The following is a 24,613-nucleotide window of genomic DNA, read 5'->3' as shown; positions in this document are numbered from 1 at the left end:
GCGGCTGGTAACACTCGGCCGAGTCTAGCCGTCGGCGACCGACCAGGCTGGACACAACATACGGCGATCAATGGGCGGGCAGTCGGTCCACGACTTTTGGGTATCGCGTCGGTCTGCCCGGTAATGCTGGTGCTGCTCGCGGTGGGCCGTCAGCCGCCGGAATCGGTGGCGGTCGGCTTCCTGACCTCGGTGGCACGAGGTACGCCCGAGGGGCCTACGAGGAGTACGCCGACACCAAGGTTGGACTCGAGACCCGCGCCCAAATGCAGCGCAACTGGCTCGAACACGGCGTCCGCAATGCTCGAGGTAAGGCGCGCGACCCCCGCAAGCTCGTCTCCGACTGCCCTTCGTGTCGGGTGTCCGCGTCGCCGCAATCGGCACGGCCGTCGCGTTGCTGATCACTGCCGGGGTGGCGTTGCGATTGGGATGGCCGATGCGTACCACTCGCAGCCCAGGAGCGGCGGGGCGTTGTCATACGTGGCGACCGTCCTACCGGGGCCTGCCGAGTTGGGTCTGTGTGACGCGGCCGCGGAGGGTGACGGATTCGCCGAGCTGCCAGTACATTGCCTCGGATGGATCGGCGGCGGCGACGGTGGATGCCGAGGTGAGCAGGCGGTTGGGGTCGGTTTTGGCGAGTTCGCACAGGCGCGCGGCCTCGTTGACGGCATCGCCGATAACGGTGAATTCGTAGCGTTGGTGCGCGCCGACATTGCCCGCGACGACACGGCCCGCGGCGACGCCGATGGCGGCGGTGAAATCGGAGGCCTCGGCGGTTAAACGGTTTCGGATAGCGCGGGCACAGCTCAGGGCCGCGCCCGCCGCGTCGTCGAGCGGTGCTGGCGTGCCGAAGACGGCGAGTGCGGCGTCGCCCTCGAATTTGTTGAGCAGGCCGCCGCATCCTTCGACCTCGTCGACCACGATCTCGAAGAAGCTGTTCAGGATGGCGACGATTTCGGTGGCGGGACGGGTGGCGGTCATGGTCGTCGAGCCGATGATGTCGATGAACAGCACGGCCGCCTCGCGCTCCACACCGCCGAGGTTCGGCTCGCCTTCGAGCGCCGCCTCGGCCACCTCGTGGCCGACATGTCTGCCGAACAAGTCCCTGATCTGCTCGCGCTCACGCAGTCCCGCCACCATGCGATTGAATCCGCTTTGCAGCTCACCCAGTTCGGTGCCGTCGTACACCGTGACCGCGACATCGAGATCGCCGTCCTCCACCCGACGCAGCGCGCGCCGCACACCTCGAATGGGTGCGACCGTCGCCGAAAGCGTCTGTGCCATCAGCAATAGACCGAAACAGAGGCCCGCACCGCCGAGCGCGAGCATGCACACCGCCAGTCGCGCCGTGCTGATGTTGTCCATGGCCAGCGCCATGATGGCGAGCACCATGGAGCCCGCGACCGGTACCGCTGAGCCGAGTGTCCATGCCAGAATCGAGCGGCCGAAGACGCCGATTCCGCGCCGCTGTCGGGAGGCCGCGGCTTCGAGGATTCTGGCGGTCGCGGGTCGCAGTGCGAACTCGATGATCAGGTAACTATTGGCGGACACCACGATTGCGCTGATCCCGATGCCGAAGACGATTTTCGGAATCAGTGCCGGTTCGGCGAGTCCGTACAGCGTGGTCAGCAGCGCCATCCCGCCCAACCACAGCACCGCCTGGCATCCGACGAGCAGCATCGGCACCCGCGTCGCCGCGACCTGTTCCGCCTCGTTCGGCACCTGATCCGGGTCGATGGCCCAGCGCAACGCCCGCAGCCCGCGTGTCGTGCCCCACCACATCCCGATCAGCAGCGCCAACACCCCATACAGCGGCGTCGCGACAAAATTGAGCAGCACCAGCCGCCTGGTGAACACCGTCGGCCCGGGCAAAACGAACCCGATCAATGCGATCGAGACAGTGATCCCGGTGACATTCGCAATCAACAACGGCACCGTCAACAACAACTGAACCCGAATCCGCCGCTTTCCAGCCGACTCCGTCGCCGACCCGAGCAGCCGCGACCCCCAAGGGGCAGCCCCAGCATCCGGCACGGTCCGCAAGTCACTGTCGGGCATGCGTTGCAGACTATGCGCCCCACCGGCAGCCAGCGCCACCCCGCATCGCCCCGAGGATGTCCGGTACCTGACGCCGAGCGACGCCGCGATGCACCAGGTACGGCTACGTGCGGCCCAAATCGTGCGGCCGCCGGTCGGTTGGCGGACGGCAGGCCCGGCCGCGCAGTGGCCTCTTCCAGCAGGGCACCACACCGAACGTCGCAATGCCGGGTGAACCAGATGTTGCTAGAGCGGCCGATCGAACGTCTTTGCGCCTCGGATGGCGCCATGCGTCTGGCCGCACCAAATGGCCGCTGGACCGTGCCGTCAGTTGGCGGGCGGCAGTTCCCGTGGGCGGGGGTGACTGCGCCCGGCAGTGTGCACCGCATCGTGCGCGTCGAAGAACGCTGCGGTGCACCAGCCGTGGGGCCACGGCGGCTGATCCGAGGGCGTCGCGCCGTGGCTGGTGCAATCCGTCAGGCCGTGCGAATCGGCCCGCTGGATGCTGCGGTCGGCTAGTTGGCGGGTGGGAGTTCGCGTGGGCCGCGGTGGCTGGGGAGTTCGTTGCGGTGGTGAGCCGAGAGTTCGTCGCGCTGCCCAGCTTGGGGCAGGCCGTAGCTTTGGGGTGCGGTGGCCGAGGGGAGGGCCGAGTAGCGGGGGTCCTGGGTGTAGTCCGCGTCGACGACGGTGGCTGCGACGCGCTGGGCATGCCAGGAGTCGGCGGTGCCGGGCAATTGGTAGCCGGGGTGCGGAGGCTGGGGCATCGCCTGGGCGTGTGCGTCCTGGGAGTCCACGGTCACCTTGCGGGTGCGGCGCAGGGTGAAGGTGATTTCCTCGACCTCTTCGAAGGCCTGGCGGGCGGTGCGCAGGGGGTGGGTGGCGGTGTCGATCGCATTGGCGACGAACGCGGGTACCAGCGGGCGGATGAAGCGGGCCGCGGTATCGGAGAACGGCACGGTGCCGATCAGCGGAAGTTCCAGGCCGCCGCCCTTGGGTGCGGTGGAGGCGGTATGTGGCACCACCGCGCCTGCACTACCGGTCGGTGCGAGCGCACCCGCAGTCACGGTGGCCGGAAGATGGGGGGTCACCTCATGAGACACGGAGCTGTCCTCTCGATCGCCAGCCATACCGACTGGAAGTTCAGGTCGACCCGGGTCCGTGATGCCGATTTCCAACCCGCCGATAGCGGCGATGATCCGGGTGCGCTGACGCTCCCGATCGATGGCGGTATCGGCCTCGACGGCCAGTCGGGCAGCGGTCAATTGTTGTTCCGCGCGCAGATTTTCTGCCTCGGTCCGCACCTCGGCGCGTTTCATCGCGATGGCGGCATCGGCGCTGCGTTCGGCGCGGTCCTGCACGGTGTGGAAGGCCAGTCGCCGATCCAGTGAGGTCTCACCGCGCCACCACCGCAGGATCAGCGGCAGCAGCGCGAGCACGACGAAAGCGCCGATGGTCAGCACCCGCAGCAGGAATGCGCCCGCGCTGCCGGCGGTGTAGTCGTTCATGGCCAGCCAGCGCGCGCCGAGGCCGCGATCGGCTGCGGCGAAGGCGGCGGAACCGGCGGTGTCGAGAGCCTTCTGGTCCTCGGTGATCCGCTGATCCAGTCCGCCCACCCGATCCTGCGCCGTGGCCAACTGCTTGCGCGCGTCATCGAGCATCGCATTGGCGGTCTGCGATTCGGGGCCACGACCGGGCACACCGGTGATCCTGGTCTGCGGGCACTCCGGCGTCGGGTTGTATTCACAGCGCGCGATCACCAGCGCGTGGTCGATATCGGCCTGAGCCTTGGTGATCGACTGATCCAGTGCGGCACGATCGGCCTTCGCACGCTCCAGCTCGGCTCGCGCGGTCACCACAGCGGGTGCGGATTCGGCCGCACGCTGGGCCTTTTCATCGAGCAGCCGATCGATGGTGCCGCCGAAGAGCACCGTCGAAGCGAGTTCGGCGACCAGAACCCCGGCCACCACCGCGACGGCGACGCGTCCGATGACACCGCGACGATCCGGCCCACCGGCAGGTCGTGCGGTCGCCAAGGCGCGTGCCACCGCACCGGCCAGCAGTGCGACGACCACCGCGACGAACACGACCGCGAACAACGGCATGGCATCGGCCGCGGCAAGTGCGACCGCGCCGACGACCCCGGCCACCGCCGCGAACAGCAGAACAACGGCGCCGCTCACGGCATAATCCGCCCGCTCGTGCGGGTAGTAGAGTTCGGTCCCCTGCGCGCGCCCGAGACCTCCGCCGAGCCAGGTGAACAAGCCGGTGATTGTCATGGGATCCCACATCCTCTACATCCCAAGTCAAAGTGGCTGGCCGCTAGCGACTGCTTGCAGGTCGCTGGACTAGAACCTGCCGAAACTGTCACAGATTCGTTGTCACAGCGTGACAGGCGCGGCCGCGACACACCGAGCACGGAGCCGGGGATGTGGTCAGGCTCACAGAGCCCGCCAATGCCGCCTGACCTGTGCCCCCGCTCACCCATAATCTGGCATGGATGACCGGACCGGAACGAGGTGTCGCGAATGCTTTTCCGAGGCTCGGCAAGGGTTTTGATGTGTATGGCCGCGACTTTGTTGATGGCCGCCCCCGGTAGCCGTGCGCAAACGCTCGACGAAGATCCCGCCTTGGACCGCATCGTCTCGCTGGTGGCCGAACGCCTGGATACCGCGGACGCCGTAGCCGCGGCCAAATGGGCGAGCGCCACACAGAACGGCGGCGAGCCAGCTATCGACGATCCGGTCCGCGAAGCGCAGGTCTATGCGGCGATGGCACGTCTCGGCGCCGACCGCGGGCTCCCGGAGAGCTGGATCCACCAGGTGTTCTACGGTCAGATCGAGGCCAACAAAATCGTGCAGCGCGGCCTGGTCACCCGCTGGCGCTTCGACCCGGCTGCGATGCCGAGCACGCCACCCGATCTGGCGTCCGTGCGCCCGGTGATCGACCGGGTGAACATCGAAATTGTCGACCAACTCGCATTGCGGCGTGTCGAGCTCACTGGAGCGAACTGTGCCGAGCGCCTGGTACCGCCGGTTTTCGGCGTGCTCTCCGCTGGCCGTGATGCGCTGCATCAGGCGGCGCTGGTCCGCGCGGCCGCTGCGTTATGCGGTTCCTAGATCCGTGTGCCGCGGGCCGCAAGCCCCGGGCACCGCGTGTCTCGCGATGTAAATGTGTCGTAAACCACTCCGGTTCGATTGCTGGAAATGTGCTGAATCCCACATCGGGCAAAAGAGTCCGGACGGTCGGATCGGGTTGTGTGCTTGTCACACCCCTGTAGGAAATCTCTCATCCAGCCCGCTGGGCAGTTAGCCACGGCGAATCGGGTTTGCCTCGACCGAAGCAGGGGAAATCCACTTCGATGCAGGTGAGCGCCGGTTCTCGGGGTGCGGCGTGCGGCGTGGTACGGGTCCTGGGCGCCCGTTCTCGCTGGTTGGCACCCGGTGCCAAGGGGATCGATCGCACCGCGTTCGCTGCTTTACACTGGACAACGCGCACACGTGGAGGACCAATTGAAGAAGCCCAGCTAGACCCGGTTATTAGCCTGGCCTGAGTTGGTTGGGCCCAGGACCTGACTTATCGTTTGCTCTTAATGCCGAACACAACAATGTTCGGCAATAGCGCCCGCTCGGGCTCGGAAATCCGGTGCCCAAGCGTAGCGGGCGCGCACCCGCGCGGAGGTAAGGAACACGTAAGCGTTCCGTTACCGACGAGCACCCCTACGTCATCGCAGCGGGTGGACAACTGGAGACGTGACTGCACGAAGAAGACCATCAGCGCGGCTGGTTTCGCAACGTACAGGCGCAGTCTTGACGGAGGCAATCGACGAAAGGCCCCTTTCCCATAGGCCGATTCATCGAGGCCGACTTTCTTGAAGGCAGAGGCATGACGCAACTTCCTGGCCACAGGTCCCCCGGACCCATCGGGCTCTATGACCCGGCGAACGAGCACGACGCCTGCGGTGTCGCATTCGTCGTCGACATGCACGGCCGCCGCAGCCGCGACATCGTCGATAAGGCTATTACGGCTCTGTTGAATCTGGAGCACCGTGGTGCCGCAGGTGCCGAACCCAATAGTGGTGACGGCGCCGGCATCCTGATCCAGATTCCGGACCGGTTCTTCCGTGCCGTGGTCGATTTCGAGTTGCCGCCGGAGGGCTCCTACGCCACCGGTATCGCCTTCCTGCCGCAGGCCCGCCGCGAGGCGACCAAGGCTGCCTACGGCTTGGAGCGCATCGTCGAATCCGAAGGCTTGGTCGTGTACGGCTGGCGCGATGTGCCCACCGACGAGTCCACCCTGGGTGCGCTGGCCCGCGACGCCATGCCGACCTTCCGCCAGATCTTCATCGGCTCGCCGAAGGGTTCGGCCGAACTGCTCTCGGGCATGGATCTGGAGCGACGGGCCTACGTCGTGCGCAAGCGCGTCGAACACGAACTGGGCAAGGCCGGTGCCGGTGAGGGCGCGGTCGGCAAGGAGTCGGTGTACTTCCCGAGCCTGTCCGGTCAGACCTTCGTCTACAAGGGCATGTTCACCACGCCGCAGCTTCGCGCGTTCTACCTGGACCTACAGGACGGCCGGATGGAGTCCGCGCTCGGTATCGTGCACTCCCGTTTCTCCACCAATACCTTCCCGTCGTGGCCGCTGGCGCATCCGTTCCGCCGGGTCGCGCACAACGGTGAGATCAACACCGTCACCGGTAACGAGAACTGGATGCGCGCCCGCGAGGCGCTGCTGCGCTCGGACGTCTTCGGCGTCGACGAGGCCGGCAACAACCGGCTGCAGAAGATCTTCCCTGTCTGTACCCCGGGGGCGAGCGATACCGCGCGCTTCGACGAGGTGCTGGAACTGCTGCATCTCGGCGGCCGCAGCTTGCCCCACGCGGTGCTGATGATGATTCCCGAGGCCTGGGAACGCAACGAGAACATGGACCCGCAGCGGCGGGCGTTCTACCGCTACCACTCGATGCTGATGGAGCCGTGGGACGGCCCGGCATCGGTGTGCTTCTCCGACGGCACCGTGGTCGGTGCCGTGCTCGACCGCAACGGTTTGCGGCCCAGCCGCATCTGGGTCACCGATGACGGTCTGGTCGTCATGGCCTCCGAGGTCGGTGTGCTCGATATCGATCCGGCCAAGGTGGTCCAGAAGGTCCGGCTGCAGCCGGGGCGCATGTTCCTGGTCGATACCTCACAGGGCCGCATCGTCGGCGACGAGGAGCTCAAGAGCCAGTTGGCCGCCGAGCACCCGTACCAGGAATGGCTCGACGCCGGTGTCACCAAGCTGGCCGATCTGCCCGACCGCCCGCATGTGCACATGTCGCACGATCGTGTGCTGATCCGCCAGCAGATCTTCGGATACACCAATGAAGAGCTGAACCTGCTGATCTCGCCGATGGCCAAGACCGGTGGTGAGGCGCTCGGCTCGATGGGCACCGACACCCCGATCGCGGTGCTGTCCTCGCGCCCCCGGCTGCTCTTCGACTACTTCTCCCAGCTCTTCGCGCAGGTGACCAACCCGCCGCTGGACGCCATCCGCGAAGAAGTGGTGACCAGCCTGCGTCGGGCTCTCGGCCCGGAGGCCGATTTGCTGCATCCGGGACCGGAGTCCTGCCACCAGATCACCATCCCGCAGCCGATCCTGGACAACGATGAGCTGGCCAAGCTCATCCACATCAACGACGACGGCTCGCATCCGGAGCTGCGTTCGGTGGTCGTGCACGGTCTGTACCCGGTGAAGAAGGGTGGCAAGGGCCTGCGCAAGGCGCTCGAGGCCATCAACACCCAGGTCTCGGCCGCCATCGAGGGTGGCGCGCGGATCATCGTGCTGTCCGATCGCGAGTCCAATGAGAAGTTGGCCCCGATTCCGTCGCTGCTACTGACCTCGTCGGTGCACCACCACCTGGTGCGCGAGCGCACCCGCACCATGGTCGGCTTGGTCGTCGAGGCCGGTGACGCCCGCGAGGTGCATCACATGGCCATGCTGGTCGGCTTCGGCGCGGCCGCGATCAACCCGTACATGGCCTTCGAGACCATCGAGGATCTGCTCGAGCGCGGCGGACTGCAGATGCCCGGCAGCACCGGCGATCTGGCCGCCGATTACCGCAAGGCGGTCGCGAACTACAACAAGGCCGCGAGCAAGGGTGTGCTGAAGGTGATGTCCAAGATGGGCATCTCCACCATCGCCTCCTACACCGGCGCGCAGCTGTTCCAGGTCATCGGTCTGTCGCAGGAGTTGGTGGACGAGTACTTCACCGGCCTGCGTTCGCATCTGGACGGCATCGGTCTGGACGAGATCGCCGCCGATGTGGCGGCCCGGCACACCGTGGCGTTCCTGGAGAACCGCAACGAGCGTGCGCACCGCGAACTCGAGGTGGGCGGTGAATACCAGTGGCGGCGCGAGGGTGAATACCACCTGTTCAACCCGGACACCGTGTTCAAACTGCAGCACGCGACCCGCAGCGGTCAGTACTCGATCTTCAAGGAGTACACCAAGCTGGTCGACGATCAGTCCGAGCGGCTGGCCTCGCTGCGCGGTCTGTTCAAGTTCAAGACCGGGGAGCGCAAGCCGATTTCGATCGATGAGGTCGAACCGGCCAGCGCCATCGTCAAACGTTTCTCCACCGGTGCGATGAGCTACGGCTCCATCTCCGCCGAGGCACACGAGACCCTCGCGATCGCGATGAACCGCCTCGGCGGTCGCTCGAATTCCGGTGAGGGCGGCGAACATCCGGCCCGCTTCGAGGTCGAGGAGAACGGTGACTGGCGGCGTTCGGCGATCAAGCAGGTCGCCTCGGGTCGCTTCGGTGTCACCGCGCACTACCTGACCAACTGCACCGATATCCAGATCAAGATGGCCCAGGGCGCCAAGCCCGGTGAGGGCGGGCAGCTGCCCGCGCACAAGGTGTACCCGTGGGTCGCCGAGGTGCGTCACTCGACGCCGGGCGTCGGCCTGATCTCGCCGCCGCCGCACCACGACATCTATTCGATCGAGGATCTGGCGCAGCTGATCCACGACCTGAAGAACGCGAACCCGCAGGCGCGGATTCACGTGAAACTTGTCGCGGAGCCCGGTGTCGGCACTGTTGCCGCCGGTGTGTCGAAGGCGCATGCGGACGTGGTGCTCATCTCCGGCCACGACGGTGGTACCGGTGCCTCGCCGCTGACCTCGCTGAAGCACGCGGGTGGTCCCTGGGAGCTCGGCCTGGCCGAAACCCAGCAAACCCTGCTGCTCAACGGACTTCGCGATCGCATCGTCGTGCAGGTCGACGGCCAGATGAAGACCGGGCGCGACGTGATGATCGCCGCACTGCTCGGCGCCGAGGAATTCGGTTTCGCCACCGCGCCGCTGGTCGTCTCGGGCTGCATCATGATGCGGGTCTGCCACCTCGACACCTGCCCCGTCGGTGTCGCGACGCAGAACCCGGTGCTGCGCGAACGCTTCACCGGCAAGCCGGAATTCGTCGAGAACTTCATGCTGTTCATCGCCGAAGAGGTCCGGGAATTGCTGGCGGAGTTGGGCTTCCGCACCTTGGACGAGGCCATCGGACGGGTCGATATGCTCGACACCTCCAAGGCCAAGCAGCATTGGAAGGCCAGCAAGCTGGACCTGTCGCCGATCCTCGATGATGTCGAGACGGCCTTCATGCGCCAGGACCGGTACCGCACCAAGACCCAGGACCACGGCCTGGACCGGGCGTTGGACGTGCAGTTGATCGCGCAGAGCGCCGATGCACTCGAGCGCGGTCAGGCGGTGAAGTTCGAAACCAAGATCACGAACGTGAACCGCACCGTCGGCACCATGCTCGGCCACGAGGTGACCAAGCTCTACGGTGGTGCGGGCCTGCCCGACGACACCATCGACATCACCTTCACCGGTTCGGCGGGCAACAGCTTCGGCGCATTCGTGCCCGCGGGCATCACGCTGCGGGTGCAGGGCGACGCGAACGACTATGTGGGCAAGGGGCTTTCCGGCGGCCACATCATCGTGCGTCCGTCGCTGAACGCACCGGCCGAATTCGTCGCCGAGCAGAACATCATCGCGGGCAACGTGATCCTGTTCGGCGCCACCAGCGGCCAAGCCTTCATCAACGGTGTGGTCGGCGAGCGGTTCGCCGTGCGCAACTCGGGCGCTATCGCGGTGGTCGAGGGCGTCGGTGACCACGGCTGTGAGTACATGACCGGTGGCCGGGTGGTCATCCTCGGTGAGGCAGGCCGCAACTTCGGCGCCGGTATGTCCGGTGGTGTCGCGTTCGTCTACAACCCGAACGGCACCTTCGAGGCAAAGCTCAACCCGGAGCAGGCCGATGCGGTCGAGCAGCTCGCCGGTGACGACTTCACCTGGCTGCGCGACATCATCACCCAGCACCGCGATCAGACGGGTTCGGCTGTAGCCGAACGCATTCTGAGCGACTGGTCCCAACAGGTGAACCACTTCGTGAAGGTTATGCCGCGCGAATACAAGAAGGTCTTGCTCGCGATTTCCGAGGCCGAAAAGAACGGCACCGATGTCGACGAGGCGATTATGGAGGCGGCACGTGGCTGACCCGCAAGGATTTCTGAAGCACACCAAACGGGAACTGCCGACGCGTCGTCCTGTTCCGCTGCGCCTGATGGACTGGAAAGAGGTCTACGAGGGGAATTTCCCCCACCAGACCCTGCAGACCCAGGCCAGCCGGTGTATGGACTGCGGTATCCCGTTCTGTCACAACGGCTGTCCGCTGGGCAACCTCATCCCGGAGTGGAACGACCTGGTCCATAGGGGCCAGTGGCGTGAGGGCATCGACCGGCTGCACGCGACCAACAACTTCCCGGAATTCACCGGGCGGCTGTGCCCGGCGCCGTGCGAGGCGTCCTGTGTCCTCGGCATCAACCAGGATCCGGTGACGATCAAGCAGGTCGAGGTCGAGCTCATCGAGAACGCCTTCGACGAGGGCTGGGTTACTCCGGTCTATCCGACGCGCCTCACCGGCAAGAAGGTCGCCGTGGTCGGCTCCGGTCCGGCCGGTCTGGCCGCCGCACAGCAGCTGACCAGGGCCGGTCATACCGTGACCGTCTTCGAGCGCGCCGACCGCATCGGTGGCCTGCTGCGCTACGGCATTCCGGAATTCAAAATGGAGAAGCGCTTCATCGACCGCCGGCTCGCGCAGATGGAGGCCGAAGGCACCATCTTCAAGACCGGAGTGAACGTCGGTGTCGACATCACCGCCGCGCAGCTGCGCGAGCGGTTCGACGCGATCGTGCTGGCCGGTGGCGCCACCCTGGCACGCGACCTGCCGATCCCGGGCCGGGATCTGGACGGCATCCACCAGGCGATGGAATTCCTGCCGTGGGCCAACCGGGTGCAGCTCGGCGACGATGTCACCGACGAGAACGGTCTGCCGCCGATCCACGCGAAGGACAAGAAGGTCGTCATCATCGGTGGCGGTGACACCGGTGCGGACTGCCTCGGCACCTCGCACCGCCAGGGCGCGGCCAGCATCCACCAGTTCGAGATCATGCCGCGGCCGCCGGAGGAGCGCGCGTCCTCCACGCCTTGGCCGACCTACCCGCTCATGTACCGGGTCTCCTCGGCGCACGAGGAGGGCGGCGAACGTGTGTTCTCGGTGAACACCGAGCGTTTCGTCGGCAAGGACGGCAAGGTCAGCGCGCTCGAGGCGCACGAGGTCAAGATGGTCAACGGCCGTTTCGAGAAGGTCGAGGGCACCGACTTCACCCTCGAGGCAGATCTGGTGCTGCTCGCCATGGGCTTCACCGGGCCCGAGAAGCGGGGCCTGCTCGAAGGTCTGGGCGTCGGCTACGACCAGCGCGGCAATGTCCAGCGCGATAAGAACTGGTCGACCAATATCCCCGGCGTTTTCGTCGCTGGTGATATGGGCCGCGGCCAGTCGCTGATCGTCTGGGCCATCGCCGAGGGCCGCGCCGCCGCGTCGGCGGTCGACAAGTTCCTCGAGGGCGAGACCGCGCTGCCCGCGCCGATCCCGCCGACGGCGGTCGCGCAACGTTAGAAACCTCTCTTACCGGAGCGGAAAGGGCGCCTGTGGATTCGATCCACAGGCGCCCTTTATTCATTCGTCGGCACCGCCGGGCATTTGCCTCGCGTATGTATTCGATCTCGGCGCGTCGCACGGAACATTGCCGAGCGGAACCGATTTCGGTGTACGCGGTGACGGAAATCGGACACGGTCACGGGTTCGAATGGCGTTGATAGTGGTGTTGCCTTATTGTGATCTGCGGCGTGGTGCGTGATCTTGGGATGTGGGCCGCGACGTGCATGTTCTACCGGTGGGTGAGCCGGTGTGCACTGGACCGACATCCGCCGAGGTCAGCACGGTTACAACAACTGTCGGTGCTTGCTCTCGCAAGGGGCGATGTTTTGAACTGGAGCAGTATGCGGTTGAAGAAGGTTGCCGCCGCCATTGGTGCGTGCGCGGCTGTTGCATCCGGCGTAGTCCTTGGTAGCGGTTCGGTAACGGCCGATCCGGGCTGCCCGAGCCTCTATGTGGTCGCGATTCCGGGTACTTGGGAGACCGGAAAGGACAAGACGCCGCAGCCCGGCATGCTGTCCGGTGTCACCAATAATCTGCCCCGATCGGTGGACGTCGATTACGTGACCTATGCCGCGACGGCCTTCCCGTGGGAAGGCGATGTCTACGGCGCGTCCAAGAAGGAAGCGACCGATCGCGCCCGCGGCCTGGCCACCGAGATGGCGCAGAGCTGTGGCGGCACCAAGATCGCGATCGTCGGCTACAGCCAGGGCGCGGATGCGGCGGGCGATCTCGCCGCCGAAATCGGCACCGGCCTGAGCCCGATTCCGGCGGACCGGATCGCGGGTGTCGGCCTGATCTCCGATCCGCGCCGTTCGCCCACCGACATCCAGGTCGGACCGGTCGCGCCCGGCGCGGGCGCCGGTGGTGCTCGGGTCGGCGGCTTCGGCTGGCTCAGCGACCGCACTCGCACCATCTGCGCGCTCGACGACCTCTACTGCGCCACCGCCCCCGACGATTTCGTGACCCGGTTCGCCGGCTTCCTCGCGCAGACCTCCGAGGCGAATCCGGCCAACCTCTGGCGCTACCAGCTCGAGGCGGGCACGATCGTGAACGACCTGATGAACCTCGGCGGCATCCCGACGCTGCAGTCGCAGCTCACAGAATCCGCTAACCAGCAGCGCGCGAAGGATCTGGAGCGCTTCTACGACTCGCACGCGCATACGCTCTACGGCAGCTACCCGGTAGGTGGCGGGCAGACCGCTATCTCCTGGATGCACAACTGGATCGCGGGCATGGCCTGATCCCTGGACGGTAGTTCCCGAAGCAAAAGCGAAGGCCACCCTTCCGGTCTGGAGGGGTGGCCTTCGCTTTGTCCAACGGTTCTGGGCCGACTAGCCAGCTGAACCGGTTGGCGGCAGGATCGGCGGCTGCCCGGGCTGCCAGGGGCCGTTGTTCTGCCAGGGGCCATCGTTTTGATTGTCGGGTCCATGGTGCCAATCGCCGGGGCCGCGGTCGTCATGGTCGCCGCGCTGTCCGTCCCAGTCACCGTGGTGGTGGCGGTCGATATCTGCGCCTTGCAACGGAATCTGATCCGATGCTGCCTGAACCGTCGGCACGGTCGAATCGGCCGTCGCCGCGGATGCGGTGACCGCGAGCGCGCTGAGCGGAACCGCGGCCAGCGCGCCTGCGATCGCAATGCGAGCGAAGCCCCGCCTGAAGGAGGTCGATGTCTTGGAGAGCAAAACGGATTCCTTTCCTCGGACTGTGAGTCGCTGCGGCGGCTCACCGGACCAATACAAGGCTCCGTCACTGGGATTGGGGTGGGATCTGTCTGGCAGTCGGCTGTGAACGCCGGTGTCTGTGAATAGCCGTCAGGATTGCTGTGAGATGTTGCGCGGCAACAGATCCCACACGTGGCCGTTCTCGTTGATGGTCGCCGCTGTGCGGCGGCCGCTGCGGGAGAACAGGACCCGGGTGATCGAGCAATAGTCGATCGGGAAGGTCAGCGGCCGGGCCAGGCCGAGCACATCTTGCAGCAGCACATTGATCACCCCGCCGTGTGCGAAGACGACCACCGTATCGGCCGGATCGGTATGCGCGGCGATCGAGGTGACGGCGTCCCGCACCCGGGTGGTGAAGGCCGGCCCATCGATATGCTCGGGCAGATGTCCGGATTTGATCCGTTCGTAGACGGCCGAGAATTCGACCTTGGCATCCTCGATCGGAATGTATGCGGGCAGGTCGCGATCGTATTCTGCGAGATCATCGATCACATCCACCGGCAGCCCGAGCTTCGCCGCGGTCGGCTCGGCCGTTTCCCGCGCCCGCCGCTGCGGACTGCTCACAATCCGGCTGATCCGATGCTGACCCACTGCCGCAGGCACCCGTTCGGCCTGCTCGAGGCCGACCGGCGCCAACCCGGGATCGGCTCGTCCATCGGAGGCTTGCACCCGCAGTGGCTGCGCATGACGAACGAATATCAACTGCACCTCGCCCACTCTGCCGTACGATCTGGTGTTCATTCGCACTAGGGGGAGTAAGCGACGTATGGGTGCCATACTCGAAGCCATGACCGTCGAACCGTTTCCGCAGTGGCTGCGCCCGCCGCCGGGCGGTTTTGTCGCCGAGGACCTGGACCGCCTGCCCGACCTACCCCCGCATACCGAGTTGATCGACGGGAGTCTTGTCTTCGTGAGCCCGCAGGCGGAGTTTCACATGCTGGTCATTTCGTTGCTGGAGAACACGCTTCGCCGTTTTGCGCCGGAGGGCATGCGGGTGCGTCGCGAGATGACGGTTACGCTCGGCCGTAACCAGCGCCCGGAGCCGGACGTGTTGGTACTACGCGCGAACGCCACCAGCGATCCTTCGGCGACCAGTTATAACGCCGAGGACGTCGTATTGGCGATCGAGGTCGTGTCCGCGGAATCGCAGACACGTGATCGAGAGCGTAAGCCTCAGCTCTATGCCCAGGCAGGAATCCCGCATTTCTGGCGTGTCGAGAATTCCGATGGGCGACCGGTGGTCTACGTCTATGAAATCGACCCGGCCACATCCCTGTACGCACTCACCGGCATTCACCACGAGCGACTACAGCTGAGTACACCCTTCAAGATCGAGATAGACCTCAGCGACATCGATCGGCTCTAGCAACGACTCCGGCCCTGGAACCGGTTCGAGCAATCATGTTCATCGCTTCGTCGTGCACTCCGGGGGGAGTTCGAAGAAGTCGATGAATCGTGCCGCCGCTGCATAGTCGCCGCTGATCTTCGTGTCGCCGGTCCGCAAGGCCTCGGCCAGCGGACGCCCGTGAAATGCGACGGATATGAACGCCGGGACGGTGGTGTGGATGGCGACGGTTGCAGTACCCGTCGCGCCACGGCTGACGCTCAGGGCCTGGTCGGCGACGACTGCATGGAATTCGTCTGCGCCGGAATCGGATCCGGTGAAGTACAGGTCGTAGTCGGCGTGCACGCCTGCCGCCTGCTCGGGCTGGAAGAAGGTGCGCAGGGTGACCATCAGCGAATCGGTCGACATATCGGAGCAGCTGTAGCTGTTCGGGGTGCGGGAGCCCCAGCGGTTGAGCGCGACGATCACGTCATCGAGTTCGCGACCCCAATCGGTGAGGTCGTAGACGGCAGCGCCGACCGGCGGCGGCAGCTTGCGCTTGTGTACCACGCCGATCTGGACGAGTTCCTCGAGGCGCTGGGAGAGCACATTGGGACTGATGCCGGGGAGTCCGGCGCGCAGATCGGTGAAGCGTTTGGGGCCCAGGAGTAATTCGCGCACGACGAGCAGGGACCAGCGCTCGCCGACGAGGTCGAGCGCGCGGGCGGCACCGCAGGCGTCGTGGTAGCTGCGCTTGGCGCGCTGCTCCGGGGCAATAGTCATGGGCTACAGCATATCAGTCGATTCTTCAACTGAATTAATTAGTTGTATTTTAGGACTAGCCATTGCTAGCGTGCCACAGTAACGATCTTCGGGTGGAAGGCGTCTGTGGTGACGGAAGCAAAAGAACGACATAGACAGGTGGGGGACGCCCCGTCCGGTGCGGACAGTAAGCGCTGGCTCGCCCTCTATGTGTTGTGCGGCGGCATGCTGATGATCGTGCTCGATGCGACGATCGTGAATGTCGCGCTGGCGGATATCCAGACCGACCTCGGCTTCACCGCATCGGGTCTGGCCTGGGTGGTGAACGGATATTTGATCTCCTTCGGCGGTCTGCTCATGCTGGCCGGCCGACTCGGTGACCTCATCGGTCGCCGCACCATGTTCCTGTCCGGTCTGGTGGTCTTCACGCTGGCCTCGGCACTGTGTGGTGCGGCCGTCAACGAGGTGACTCTCATCGCGGCCCGCTTCCTGCAGGGCATCGGTGGCGCCATGACCTCGGCGGTCATTCTCGGCATGATCTTCGCGATGTTCCCGGATCCGCGCGAGCAGGCCAAGGCCATCGGTCGCTATGCCTTCGTCGCATCGGCCGGTGGTGCGATCGGTCTGCTGCTCGGCGGTTTCCTCACCGCGCTGGACTGGCGGCTGATTTTCTTGGTCAACCTGCCTATCGGCATTACGGTCGGTCTCGGCGCGCTGAAGATTCTGGACAAGGACAAGGGCGCCGGACTTAAGGACGGCGCGGATGTCCCCGGCGCCGTGCTGATCACGGCGGCGCTGATGCTCGGCGTCTACACGATCGTCAAGCCCGCCGCCGAATACGGCTGGACCGATCCGGTCACGCTCGGGCTCGGTGCGGCCGCGCTGGCGCTGCTGGCCGGATTCATCGCGCGGGAGGCGACGGCGGCCACCCCGCTGATGCCGCTGAAGATTTTCCGCTCGCGGAATCTGTCCGGCGCCAATGTGATCCAGGTGCTCACCGTGGCTGGCATGTTCGGCATGTTCTTCATGGGTTCGCTGTACCTGAAGCAGGTGCTCGGGTATTCGCCGATCCAACTCGGCACGGCCTTCTTCCCGGTCGCGGCGATCATGGGTCTGCTGTCGGTGCGCTACTCCGAACATCTGGTGATACGGTTCGGCGCCCGCAAGGTGCTGATTCCCGGTCTGCTGCTGATTCTCGTCGCGCTGCTCTGGCTGACCCAGGCGCCGGTGGACGGCAACTACTGGCTCAATATCTTCGGTCCGATGGCCCTGTTCGGCACCGGCGCGGGTCTGGCCTTCCCGTCGCTGATGAATCTGGCGATGACGGGGGTCGAGCCGCAGGAGGCCGGTCTGGCCTCGGGCCTGGCCAACACCACCATGCAGGTCGGCGGCGCGCTCGGTCTGGCGGTGCTCGCCACCCTGTCGGCGAGCAAGACCGAACATCAGCTGAAGGACGGTGTCGCGGCAAATGTGGCGCTCACCAACGGATTCCAGCTGGCGTTCTGGATCGGCGCCGCACTGGTGGTCGCCGCGCTGGTCGCGGCGGTTGTGGTGCTGAAGTCGGTCCCGACGCAGCCGCACGATCAACTCGATGACGAGCTGTTGCTCGAAGCCGAGGTGGCCTCCGAACGCACCGCCATCTAGTCCGGAAATGCCGAAAAAGGCCCGGTTCGCGATCGCGAACCGGGCCTTTCGTGGGCTTACTGCTGCTTCTTGCGCTGGGTCAGCAGGTAGATGCCGCCGACAATCAGTGCGACGACGACCAGGCAGCAGATGCCGCCGATGAGCAGCCCACTGCTGCTCTTCTTCTTTTTCTTGGCCGCGAATTCCACTGCGGATGCGACGGTGTCGGAGTTGGTCCAAGTGTCCGCGCTCGCCCACACCTGCGGGTCCAGCAAAGCGGTATTGGTCAGCAGATCAAGGTACATATGCATCCCATTGTCGAAGGTACCGGCCTCCTCCCGGGGCCGAGTTGTCAAGCGTAGTGGGCGAATACCGTCTGGGAAGCCTTTCCTATGTTTGGAAATCCTTCAGAGTGATGTTTTCGACATGGAGGTTTCAGCGCGGTTTTACCAATGGGAATGGCAGCGTTTCGCGAATGCTGCGTCCCGTGATCAACATGACGATGCGATCCACGCCCATTCCCAATCCGCCGGTCGGTGGCATCGCATGCTCGAGCGCTTGCAGGAAGTCCTCGTCGAGCTCCATGGCCTCTGGATCGCCGTTGGCCGCCAGCATCGACTGTTCGGTGAGCCTGCGGCGCTGTTCGATCGGATCGGTGAGTTCGCTGTAGGCCGTACCCAATTCGACGCCCCAGGCGACCAGATCCCAGCGCTCGGTCACGCCGGGAATGCTGCGGTGCGCGCGGGTCAGTGGGGAGACCGAGGTGGGGAAGTCGATGTAGAAAGTCGGCTTCTCGGTATGGGATTCGACCAGATGCTCATACATCTCCTGCACGACCTGTCCGGTATCCCAACCGTGCTGATAGGGCACTTGCGCCTGATCGCAGAGTTCGCGCAGTTCTTCGAGCGTGGTATGCGGAGTGATCTTGGTGCCGAGCGCCTCCGACACCGCGCCGTGCACGGTCTTCACCGTCCACTCCCCGGAGATGTCCACCTCTTCGAACGAGCCGTCCGGCTTGGGGCGCAGCGCCACCATCGAGCCGTTGGCCGCCTGTGCGGCATTCTGGATGAGCTGGCGCGCCAGCTGCATCATTCGCTCGTAATCGGCATGTGCCTCATAGGCTTCCAGGCTGGTGAACTCCGGATTGTGGCTGAAGTCCACACCCTCGTTGCGGAAATTGCGCCCGATTTCGAACACCCTTTCCATACCGCCGACGCACAGCCGCTTGAGATACAGCTCGGGCGCGATCCGCAGATACAGATCCAGATCGTAGGCATTGATATGGGTGAGGAACGGTGTCGCATTGGCGCCGCCGTGCACCTTCTGCAGGATCGGGGTCTCCACCTCGAGATATCCCCAGGCATTCAATGAATCCCGCAGCGAGCGCACCACCGCGGTGCGCTTACTCAGCACCTCGCGTACCTCGGGATTGATCGCCATATCGACGTAGCGCTGACGCACCCTGGCCTCGGGATCGGCCAGGCCCTTCCACTTGTCCGGCAGCGGATGCAGGCATTTGCCGATCATCCGCCAGTCCGCGGCCAGCAGCGAAAGCTCGCCGCGGCGGCTGTGCCCGATCTGACCGCTGACCTCGATGAGATCACCGAGGTCGAAGAATTCGCCGAATTCGCCGCTGCGTCCGGCGCCGACCCGATCGCGATCGATGACGAGCTGGATATCGTCGGTCCAGTCCCGCACCACCGCGAAGATCACACCGCCGTAATCGCGGATGCGCAGCAGTCGGCCGCAGACCCGCACGGTGGTGCCGCGCGGCGAACGCCGCGCCGCCGCGACGGTATGCGTCGGGGGATAGGCGACCGGATAGGCATCGACTCCGGCGGCCGTGAGCCGGTCGAGCTTGTCCATGCGCACCCGTACCTGCTCCGGGCGGCGCGGAAGTAGTTCCACCCCGACGTTATCCGGTAGGTCCGGCGGACTGCCGTCGGCGTGCAGTCCGGTGATGCCCGCTGGTACCGCACTGTGCAGACCGGTGTGGGTAATGGTTTCGGGTTCCTTGCCGAACCGCGGTAGGAAGCCCTCGGCGAGCGCACTGGCCATGGCCACCCGGGGTAGTTGCCTGCGCTCCTCGAACAGGAAGAACCGCGGCACCCAGTGCGGCTGGTACTTCACATTCGACCGGTACAGCGCCTCCAACTGCCACCAGCGCGAAAAGAACAGCAGCACACCGCGCCACAGCCGCAGCACCGGTCCGGCGCCGATGCGCCCGCCCTCCTCGAAGACCGAGCGGAACACCGCGAAGTTCAACGAAACCTTGGTTATCCCATGCTGTTCCGAGGCCAACGCGAGCTGGGAGATCATCAGCTCCGTGACACCGTTGGGGCCATGTGGATCTCGGCGCATCAGCTCGAGTGACGCGCCGGTGCGTCCCCATGGCACCAGTGAGAGCATGCCGAGCACCCGCTCCTGCGAATTCACCGCTTCGACGAGCAGACAGTCGCCGTCCAGCGGATCGCCGAGGCGTCCGAGCGCCATGGAGAAGCCGCGCTCGGTTTCGGTATCGCGCCAGGCATCCGCACGGGCGATCACCTGCCGGAACTCCGCGGCCGGAATATCGCGATGGCGGCGGATGCGCACGGTGATCCCGTGCTTGCGCAACCGATTCGCGGCCTGTCGGACCTGCTTCATCTCCGGGCCCGCGAGCGAGAAGGACCTGGTGTCCAGAATTGCCTCATCGCCGAGGCGCAGCGCTGAAAGTCCGGCCCGCCGATACGCCGTCGCACCGAGTTCGCTCGCGCCCATCACCGCCGGAGCCCAACCGAATTGGTCGGCAAGCTGCAGCCATGCATCGATCGCCTGCGGCCAAGCCTCGCGAATGCCGATCGGATCGCCACTGGCGAGGCAAACGCCCAATTCGACGCGATAAGTCAGTGCCGCCTTGCCACTCGGCGCGAAGACCACCGCCTTATCGCGCCGAGTCGCGAAGTAGCCGAGTGAATCCTCGACATCGGCGCGCTCCAGCAGACCGCGGATCGCGGATTCGTCGGTTCCGGTCATCGCATTGCCCGCCCGTTGCGAGCGCAGCAGGATGACCACCGCGGCCAACAGTGCGATGGCGCCAAAGAGGCCGAGCAGGAAGTTGACGAACGGGCGCGGATGACCGTCGAAATGTTCGTTGTCCACCAGCACCGCGGCCGTCACCCGATAGACCGACCACAGCGGCCGCTGCACGCCGCGCGGCAATGAACCGGGGAACAGTTCCACCAGACCCCAGCCGAGCAGACACCCGACCGCTAGGCCGCCGACCAATACGCCCAGCGCCTTCCAGCCCGCGCCTCGGCGCACCTTGGTGTAGAACTCCCGCCAGGACGCGAGCAGCACGGCGATCGCGGCGATCTGCACCGCTGCCGCCACGAGCGCGTGCATATTGGCCTCGTCGAGGAATTCGAGCACGTTCGCCAGGGCATAGAGCGCGATATAGCCGACCAGCAACCACCAGGCGATTCGCTTGCGACTGGCCGTCGCCCCCGCGAGCAGACCGACTACCAGTGCCCACACGAGGCTGGTATCGGGTGCGTCGAAGTAGTACAGGTCGATGTAGCGACGCGGTACATGGCTCAGATAGCGCAGTCCGGGCGAGAGACTCCACAGGAAGCAGAGCACGGCGAACACACCGAGGAGCAGACCCGCGATGTGCGGGACCTCGCGCAACCGTCCGTGCCCGCGATGCGGAACCGGTGGTGCCGATCTCTCCGGGGGAGCTTCGGTGTCGATGTGTTGCCCGGCGTGCATGGTTGTCACAGCACCAGTGTGTACGGTGCCGCGGTGGTGGTGCTCCAAGACCACCCGGGCATGTCGGTTATGGGCGCGTCATTCATGCGTTTCGGTCGCCTGTGTTCGATTCGCGGTGTTCACGGCTACGCTGCGCCACCGTCTCCGGGCCCGTCGTCCGCACCGCGGGTGGGGGCGGGATTTCCGGTTCGACGGCGACGGAGTAAGGATGTATCCCATGTCCGATGCAGTCGATGTGCCGATCGATGACGACGTCATTCGACTCGGTCAGTTCCTCAAGCTGGCCAATCTGATCGATTCCGGATCGGAGGCCAAGACCGTGATCGCCGCGGGTCTGGTACGGGTGAACGAGGAGGTGGAACTGCGTCGCGGCCGGCAATTGCATGTCGGCGACATTGTGGCCATCGCCGGTCACAAGGCCAGGGTAGCCGCGGTCTAGTCGCTCAGTCTTCGGCACGGACCACAATGCCGTCGTGGTCGCTGTAGAGCATTTCGCCTGGCACGAAGCTGACACCGCCGAATTCGACGGGGACATCGCGCTCGCCGCTGCCCGTCTGGGTGCTCTTGCGCGGGTTGGTGCCCAGCGCCTTGATGCCGATATCGAGCGTGCGCAGGATGGCCGAGTCGCGCACCGCACCGTTGACGATGACGCCGGACCAGCCGTTGGCCACACCACGTCCGGCGATAATGTCGCCGACCAGTGCGGTGTGCACGCTGGCGCCGCCGTCGACGACGAGCACGCCGCCGTTGCCCGGCTCGCTCAGCGTCTGCTTGACCAGCAGGTTGTCCTGGAAGCAGCGGATCGTTGTGATGCGCCCGGAGAACTCCGCGCGCCCGCCGAACTGGATGAACTGCGTATCGCAGCTACGGATTTCGGGGCCGATTTCGTCGGCGAGATCCGCGGTAGCAATGGTCTTTTGCGATTCGGTCACGGGTGCCAGCTTAGAGTTCGGGCCGCAGTCGACTCCGAACGGACCACCTGGTCTGCCGGGCTGCTGGATTTGTGGCGTCGGCGGGCTGATCCTTTCGAGCGACCTGCAAGCAGTTCGCTAGCGGTGCCCGTAATGCATCTCGTACTTGATTCGCTCGGTTTCGCGCATCTTGTTGTGGTCGATCCATTGCGGATCGAGGCCGTGCTGCCTCATCCGATAGCGGCGCCAGACATAGCTGCGCGCCACGGTGAACACGACCAGCGGCACGAGCATCATGATGATCACGCCGATCTTCAGCGCGATCGGCCCGGGGAACAGCAGCGGGACCAGCAAGAGTGGGATGAATGGAACGATGAACCGGACGAGATAGCGCACCTCGGCCCCGTGCCCGACGAGGTCGTGGATGACCCACTCGTGCAGCTCCTCGGGGAGCTCGCGGCCGAGATCGTAAGAGATCCGCTGGCCTATCGTGGGGCGTTTCATATGTTCAGGCTATGCCCGTGAGATGCGTCACCGCCAGGTTCGGCGAATATTCGGCAGCCGAAATCAGGCGCGACCGTGGCGGCGTTCGTAGGCCAGCCGCTCGGTTTCGGCGCGCTCGCTGGACGCGGAGTCGGCCAATGCCGGATCGAGGCCATGCTTGACCAGACGCGCCCTGCGATACACATACATCAGTGCCGCGGTGAAATAGATCAGTGGCAGATACAGCAGCGCCATCATTGCCAGCCCCATCCATTTCGGTCCCGGCACCAGCAGGAACAGACTCAGGACCGGAATCATCGGAATGAGGAAGCGCATCAGATAGCGCCGTGCCGCACCGGGGCCGGTGAGGTCCTCGAGTACCCACGCCGACATCGACCGCGGCAGCGTGCGTCCGCAGATGTAGGCGATGCGCTGCGGAAATGTCGGTGTTGTTCGGTCGGCCATGGTGCCAAGCATCCTCCGGCGGGACCGACCAGGACAAGTTCCGGCTAGCCCTTTCCGCTGGCGTGGAATTCGGCGATCTGGGTGGTCAGGTTGTGCGTGGAGTGCTTGACCGCGATCTTCACAAACGGCTCGATGGTCTTGCCGAGCACCTTGCCCGCGATTCCGCCGGGCACGCGATAGTCGACAATGGCGTCGACCGTGCAGCTATCGGTGCCCTTGGCGTGGAACAGGAAGGTTGATTCGATCTCGAAGCCCTTGATCGACTTCACCGCGATCGCGTAGTTCTGCTCCCACCGCACGACGCGCAGACGCGAATGCAACGAGGCGGGACCGAGTTTGATGGTGCCGTCGAAGGTCGCGCCGACGCCCTCGATCTGGTCGGTGATCGGCGTGAAGTCCTGGACCTCGGTGATGAAACGCGACAAATTCCGGTAGTCGTTGACATACGCGAAGGCTGTTTCGGCAGACGCCACACAGTCCTCGACGATCTTCACCTCGGTCATGGGCACAACTGTAACGGGTTCCCGGCGGGTGCTTGCATTTGCAAGCGTCAGGCTGTGACCGCCAGGGTGGCCGCCAGTCCGAAGGCCACCGCCATCACCGCTACCTCGATGACCGCGCGCCGCAGCGAGGATTCGGCAGACATGCGATGTCCCGTCGCCTGCGGTACCCAGCTCCGGCGCCACCACCAGCCCAGCGCCAGCAGCCCAACCAGCACAAGGGTTTTCGCGAGGAGAATGCGGCCGTATCCGGTCGTCCCGAACGCGGCGATCCCGCCGACCCGCACCAACCCGTTGACCACGCCGGTGACCGCGACAATCCCGACCAGTGGCAGCGCCACCGCTGAGTACCTGGGCAGCGCCACCGCCCACTCACCCCGGGTGCGCACCACCAGTACCAGCGCGACCAGCAGTCCGAACCAGGACGCCGCCGCCAGCGCGTGCACCGCCGCGAGCACCGAGCCGAAAGTCTGCTGCGACATATGCCCGGTGATCGGCCGCAACGCCAACGACACCGCGGTGAAGACCAGCACCAGATCCGCGGATGCGGTCTCCGGCCGCCGGAACGCCATCGCCGAATAGCAGGCGACCGCACCGCTGCCGATCAGCACCGCGATGCCGACCTGCCCGGCGCTGATCTCGACCAGGAAATTACCGAACTGCCCAGCACTGAGCTCGCCAATGGGCACGCCGACTACGGCGGCCGCCTCGAAGGCGAGCACCGTGAATTCGGTGACACACCAGATCCCGGCCAGTACCGCGAGCATTCGCCACGGCGGCCGCAGTCGATCGTGCAACCGGGGCAATGCGGCCAGCCCGAGCACCGTCGCCCCGGTGCAGTCCGCGAGCACCCGGATGACGCTCTCGGTCTGTGCGGGAGCCGGGACCGCCAGGATCAGCGCGAGCGCCACCCCGAGCAGCCCGGCCGGGACGACCAGCAGCAGAGCTTGCGCATTTCCGCCGCCGGTCGTCGGCTGCACCTTGTTCACCCGTGTGCCCTT

Annotated in this window: 19 protein-coding genes; 7 read left to right on the top strand and 12 right to left on the bottom strand. The window is 65.4% G+C overall.

The genetic code is table 11. From position 1 onward, the window contains the following. Positions 1–489: 489 nt before the first annotated feature. Entirely contained in the window at positions 490–2,055 is a 1,566-nt protein-coding gene (locus ACIBG0_RS38660; protein WP_397040026.1) for an adenylate/guanylate cyclase domain-containing protein, read from the bottom strand. A gap of 494 nt (positions 2,056–2,549) precedes the next feature. Further along, positions 2,550–4,310, bottom strand: a complete 1,761-nt coding sequence (locus ACIBG0_RS38655) for a DUF4407 domain-containing protein (RefSeq protein WP_397040024.1) — start codon at positions 4,308–4,310, stop codon at positions 2,550–2,552. Between the two features lie 285 nt (positions 4,311–4,595). Between ACIBG0_RS38655 and aroQ the strand changes: the two genes are divergently transcribed. The 4 genes from aroQ to ACIBG0_RS38635 all read left to right on the top strand — a co-directional run bounded on the left by aroQ (position 4,596) and on the right by ACIBG0_RS38635 (position 13,314). Continuing rightward, positions 4,596–5,150, top strand: coding sequence for a gamma subclass chorismate mutase AroQ (aroQ, locus tag ACIBG0_RS38650; protein WP_397040022.1), 555 nt, complete (start codon positions 4,596–4,598; stop codon positions 5,148–5,150). A gap of 766 nt (positions 5,151–5,916) precedes the next feature. After that, a complete protein-coding gene (gene gltB, locus ACIBG0_RS38645) occupies positions 5,917–10,569 on the top strand; it encodes a glutamate synthase large subunit (protein ID WP_397040020.1) in 4,653 nt (1,550 codons plus the stop codon). Continuing rightward, positions 10,562–12,031, top strand: a complete 1,470-nt coding sequence (locus ACIBG0_RS38640) for a glutamate synthase subunit beta (protein WP_397040018.1) — start codon at positions 10,562–10,564, stop codon at positions 12,029–12,031. The genes gltB and ACIBG0_RS38640 overlap by 8 nt, the downstream gene beginning before the upstream one ends. A gap of 383 nt (positions 12,032–12,414) precedes the next feature. Further along, the gene (locus ACIBG0_RS38635; protein WP_397040016.1) at positions 12,415–13,314 is read left to right on the top strand and encodes a cutinase family protein; all 900 of its coding nucleotides are present in this window, start codon (positions 12,415–12,417) and stop codon (positions 13,312–13,314) included. Positions 13,315–13,404: 90 nt separating this feature from the next. On the opposite strand, the gene ACIBG0_RS38630 is transcribed toward ACIBG0_RS38635, so the two are convergent. Both ACIBG0_RS38630 and ACIBG0_RS38625 read right to left on the bottom strand, forming a co-directional pair. After that, positions 13,405–13,755, bottom strand: a complete 351-nt coding sequence (locus ACIBG0_RS38630) for a hypothetical protein (protein ID WP_397040014.1) — start codon at positions 13,753–13,755, stop codon at positions 13,405–13,407. A gap of 129 nt (positions 13,756–13,884) precedes the next feature. Further along, positions 13,885–14,502 (bottom strand): histidine phosphatase family protein, encoded by a 618-nt coding sequence (locus ACIBG0_RS38625; RefSeq protein ID WP_397040058.1) that lies wholly within the window; start codon positions 14,500–14,502, stop codon positions 13,885–13,887. A 79-nt stretch (positions 14,503–14,581) separates the two neighbouring features. On the opposite strand from ACIBG0_RS38625, the gene ACIBG0_RS38620 reads away from it, so the two are divergent. After that, the gene (locus ACIBG0_RS38620) at positions 14,582–15,160 is read left to right on the top strand and encodes a Uma2 family endonuclease (protein WP_397040012.1); all 579 of its coding nucleotides are present in this window, start codon (positions 14,582–14,584) and stop codon (positions 15,158–15,160) included. Between the two features lie 39 nt (positions 15,161–15,199). Here the strand turns inward: ACIBG0_RS38620 and ACIBG0_RS38615 are convergent, their stop codons facing one another. Continuing rightward, the gene (locus ACIBG0_RS38615) at positions 15,200–15,901 is read right to left on the bottom strand and encodes a winged helix-turn-helix transcriptional regulator (protein WP_397040011.1); all 702 of its coding nucleotides are present in this window, start codon (positions 15,899–15,901) and stop codon (positions 15,200–15,202) included. Between the two features lie 108 nt (positions 15,902–16,009). Here ACIBG0_RS38615 and ACIBG0_RS38610 point away from each other — a divergent pair, with 108 nt between their 5' ends. After that, positions 16,010–17,524 carry an MFS transporter gene (locus ACIBG0_RS38610; protein WP_397040009.1) on the top strand — a complete coding sequence of 505 codons (1,515 nt, stop codon included), beginning with the start codon at positions 16,010–16,012 and terminating at the stop codon, positions 17,522–17,524. Between the two features lie 56 nt (positions 17,525–17,580). Here ACIBG0_RS38610 and ACIBG0_RS38605 read toward each other — a convergent pair whose 3' ends face one another. Beyond that, positions 17,581–17,808 carry a hypothetical protein gene (locus ACIBG0_RS38605; RefSeq protein WP_397040008.1) on the bottom strand — a complete coding sequence of 76 codons (228 nt, stop codon included), beginning with the start codon at positions 17,806–17,808 and terminating at the stop codon, positions 17,581–17,583. Between the two features lie 130 nt (positions 17,809–17,938). After that, positions 17,939–21,253 (bottom strand): bifunctional lysylphosphatidylglycerol synthetase/lysine--tRNA ligase LysX, encoded by a 3,315-nt coding sequence (gene lysX, locus ACIBG0_RS38600; protein WP_397040056.1) that lies wholly within the window; start codon positions 21,251–21,253, stop codon positions 17,939–17,941. A gap of 217 nt (positions 21,254–21,470) precedes the next feature. On the opposite strand from lysX, the gene ACIBG0_RS38595 reads away from it, so the two are divergent. Further along, positions 21,471–21,692: an RNA-binding S4 domain-containing protein gene (locus ACIBG0_RS38595; RefSeq protein ID WP_397040006.1), complete on the top strand. Its 222-nt coding sequence runs from the start codon at positions 21,471–21,473 to the stop codon at positions 21,690–21,692. Between the two features lie 4 nt (positions 21,693–21,696). Here ACIBG0_RS38595 and rraA read toward each other — a convergent pair whose 3' ends face one another. From rraA to ACIBG0_RS38570, 5 genes are all read right to left on the bottom strand, one after another. Continuing rightward, positions 21,697–22,185 carry a ribonuclease E activity regulator RraA gene (gene rraA, locus ACIBG0_RS38590; protein ID WP_397040004.1) on the bottom strand — a complete coding sequence of 163 codons (489 nt, stop codon included), beginning with the start codon at positions 22,183–22,185 and terminating at the stop codon, positions 21,697–21,699. 117 nt (positions 22,186–22,302) lie between these two features. Beyond that, the gene (locus tag ACIBG0_RS38585) at positions 22,303–22,668 is read right to left on the bottom strand and encodes a DUF5313 family protein (RefSeq protein ID WP_397040002.1); all 366 of its coding nucleotides are present in this window, start codon (positions 22,666–22,668) and stop codon (positions 22,303–22,305) included. A gap of 63 nt (positions 22,669–22,731) precedes the next feature. Then, positions 22,732–23,112 (bottom strand): DUF5313 family protein, encoded by a 381-nt coding sequence (locus tag ACIBG0_RS38580; protein ID WP_397040001.1) that lies wholly within the window; start codon positions 23,110–23,112, stop codon positions 22,732–22,734. Positions 23,113–23,156: 44 nt separating this feature from the next. Then, entirely contained in the window at positions 23,157–23,615 is a 459-nt protein-coding gene (locus tag ACIBG0_RS38575) for an SRPBCC family protein (RefSeq protein WP_397039999.1), read from the bottom strand. Positions 23,616–23,662: 47 nt separating this feature from the next. Then, the gene (locus ACIBG0_RS38570) at positions 23,663–24,592 is read right to left on the bottom strand and encodes a CopD family protein (RefSeq protein WP_397040054.1); all 930 of its coding nucleotides are present in this window, start codon (positions 24,590–24,592) and stop codon (positions 23,663–23,665) included. Positions 24,593–24,613: the final 21 nt, after the last annotated feature.

Source organism: Nocardia sp. NPDC050630, assembly GCF_044457245.1.
Lineage (GTDB): Bacteria > Actinomycetota > Actinomycetes > Mycobacteriales > Mycobacteriaceae > Nocardia.
Note: the sequence above shows the minus strand (reverse complement) of the source record. Positions and strands in the feature narration are given on the sequence as shown.

Excerpts from the sequence above, each read along its gene's own strand:
- ACIBG0_RS38660 (WP_397040026.1), bottom strand. The coding sequence starts at position 2,055 with ATGCCCGACAGTGACTTGCGGACCGTGCCGGATGCTGGGGCTGCCCCT.
- ACIBG0_RS38655 (WP_397040024.1), bottom strand. The coding sequence starts at position 4,310 with ATGACAATCACCGGCTTGTTCACCTGGCTCGGCGGAGGTCTCGGGCGC.
- aroQ (WP_397040022.1), top strand. The coding sequence starts at position 4,596 with ATGGCCGCGACTTTGTTGATGGCCGCCCCCGGTAGCCGTGCGCAAACG.
- gltB (WP_397040020.1), top strand. The coding sequence starts at position 5,917 with ATGACGCAACTTCCTGGCCACAGGTCCCCCGGACCCATCGGGCTCTAT.
- ACIBG0_RS38635 (WP_397040016.1), top strand. The coding sequence starts at position 12,415 with ATGCGGTTGAAGAAGGTTGCCGCCGCCATTGGTGCGTGCGCGGCTGTT.
- ACIBG0_RS38620 (WP_397040012.1), top strand. The coding sequence starts at position 14,582 with ATGACCGTCGAACCGTTTCCGCAGTGGCTGCGCCCGCCGCCGGGCGGT.
- ACIBG0_RS38615 (WP_397040011.1), bottom strand. The coding sequence starts at position 15,901 with ATGACTATTGCCCCGGAGCAGCGCGCCAAGCGCAGCTACCACGACGCC.
- ACIBG0_RS38605 (WP_397040008.1), bottom strand. The coding sequence starts at position 17,808 with ATGTACCTTGATCTGCTGACCAATACCGCTTTGCTGGACCCGCAGGTG.
- lysX (WP_397040056.1), bottom strand. The coding sequence starts at position 21,253 with ATGCACGCCGGGCAACACATCGACACCGAAGCTCCCCCGGAGAGATCG.
- ACIBG0_RS38595 (WP_397040006.1), top strand. The coding sequence starts at position 21,471 with ATGTCCGATGCAGTCGATGTGCCGATCGATGACGACGTCATTCGACTC.
- ACIBG0_RS38585 (WP_397040002.1), bottom strand. The coding sequence starts at position 22,668 with ATGAAACGCCCCACGATAGGCCAGCGGATCTCTTACGATCTCGGCCGC.
- ACIBG0_RS38580 (WP_397040001.1), bottom strand. The coding sequence starts at position 23,112 with ATGGCCGACCGAACAACACCGACATTTCCGCAGCGCATCGCCTACATC.
- ACIBG0_RS38575 (WP_397039999.1), bottom strand. The coding sequence starts at position 23,615 with ATGACCGAGGTGAAGATCGTCGAGGACTGTGTGGCGTCTGCCGAAACA.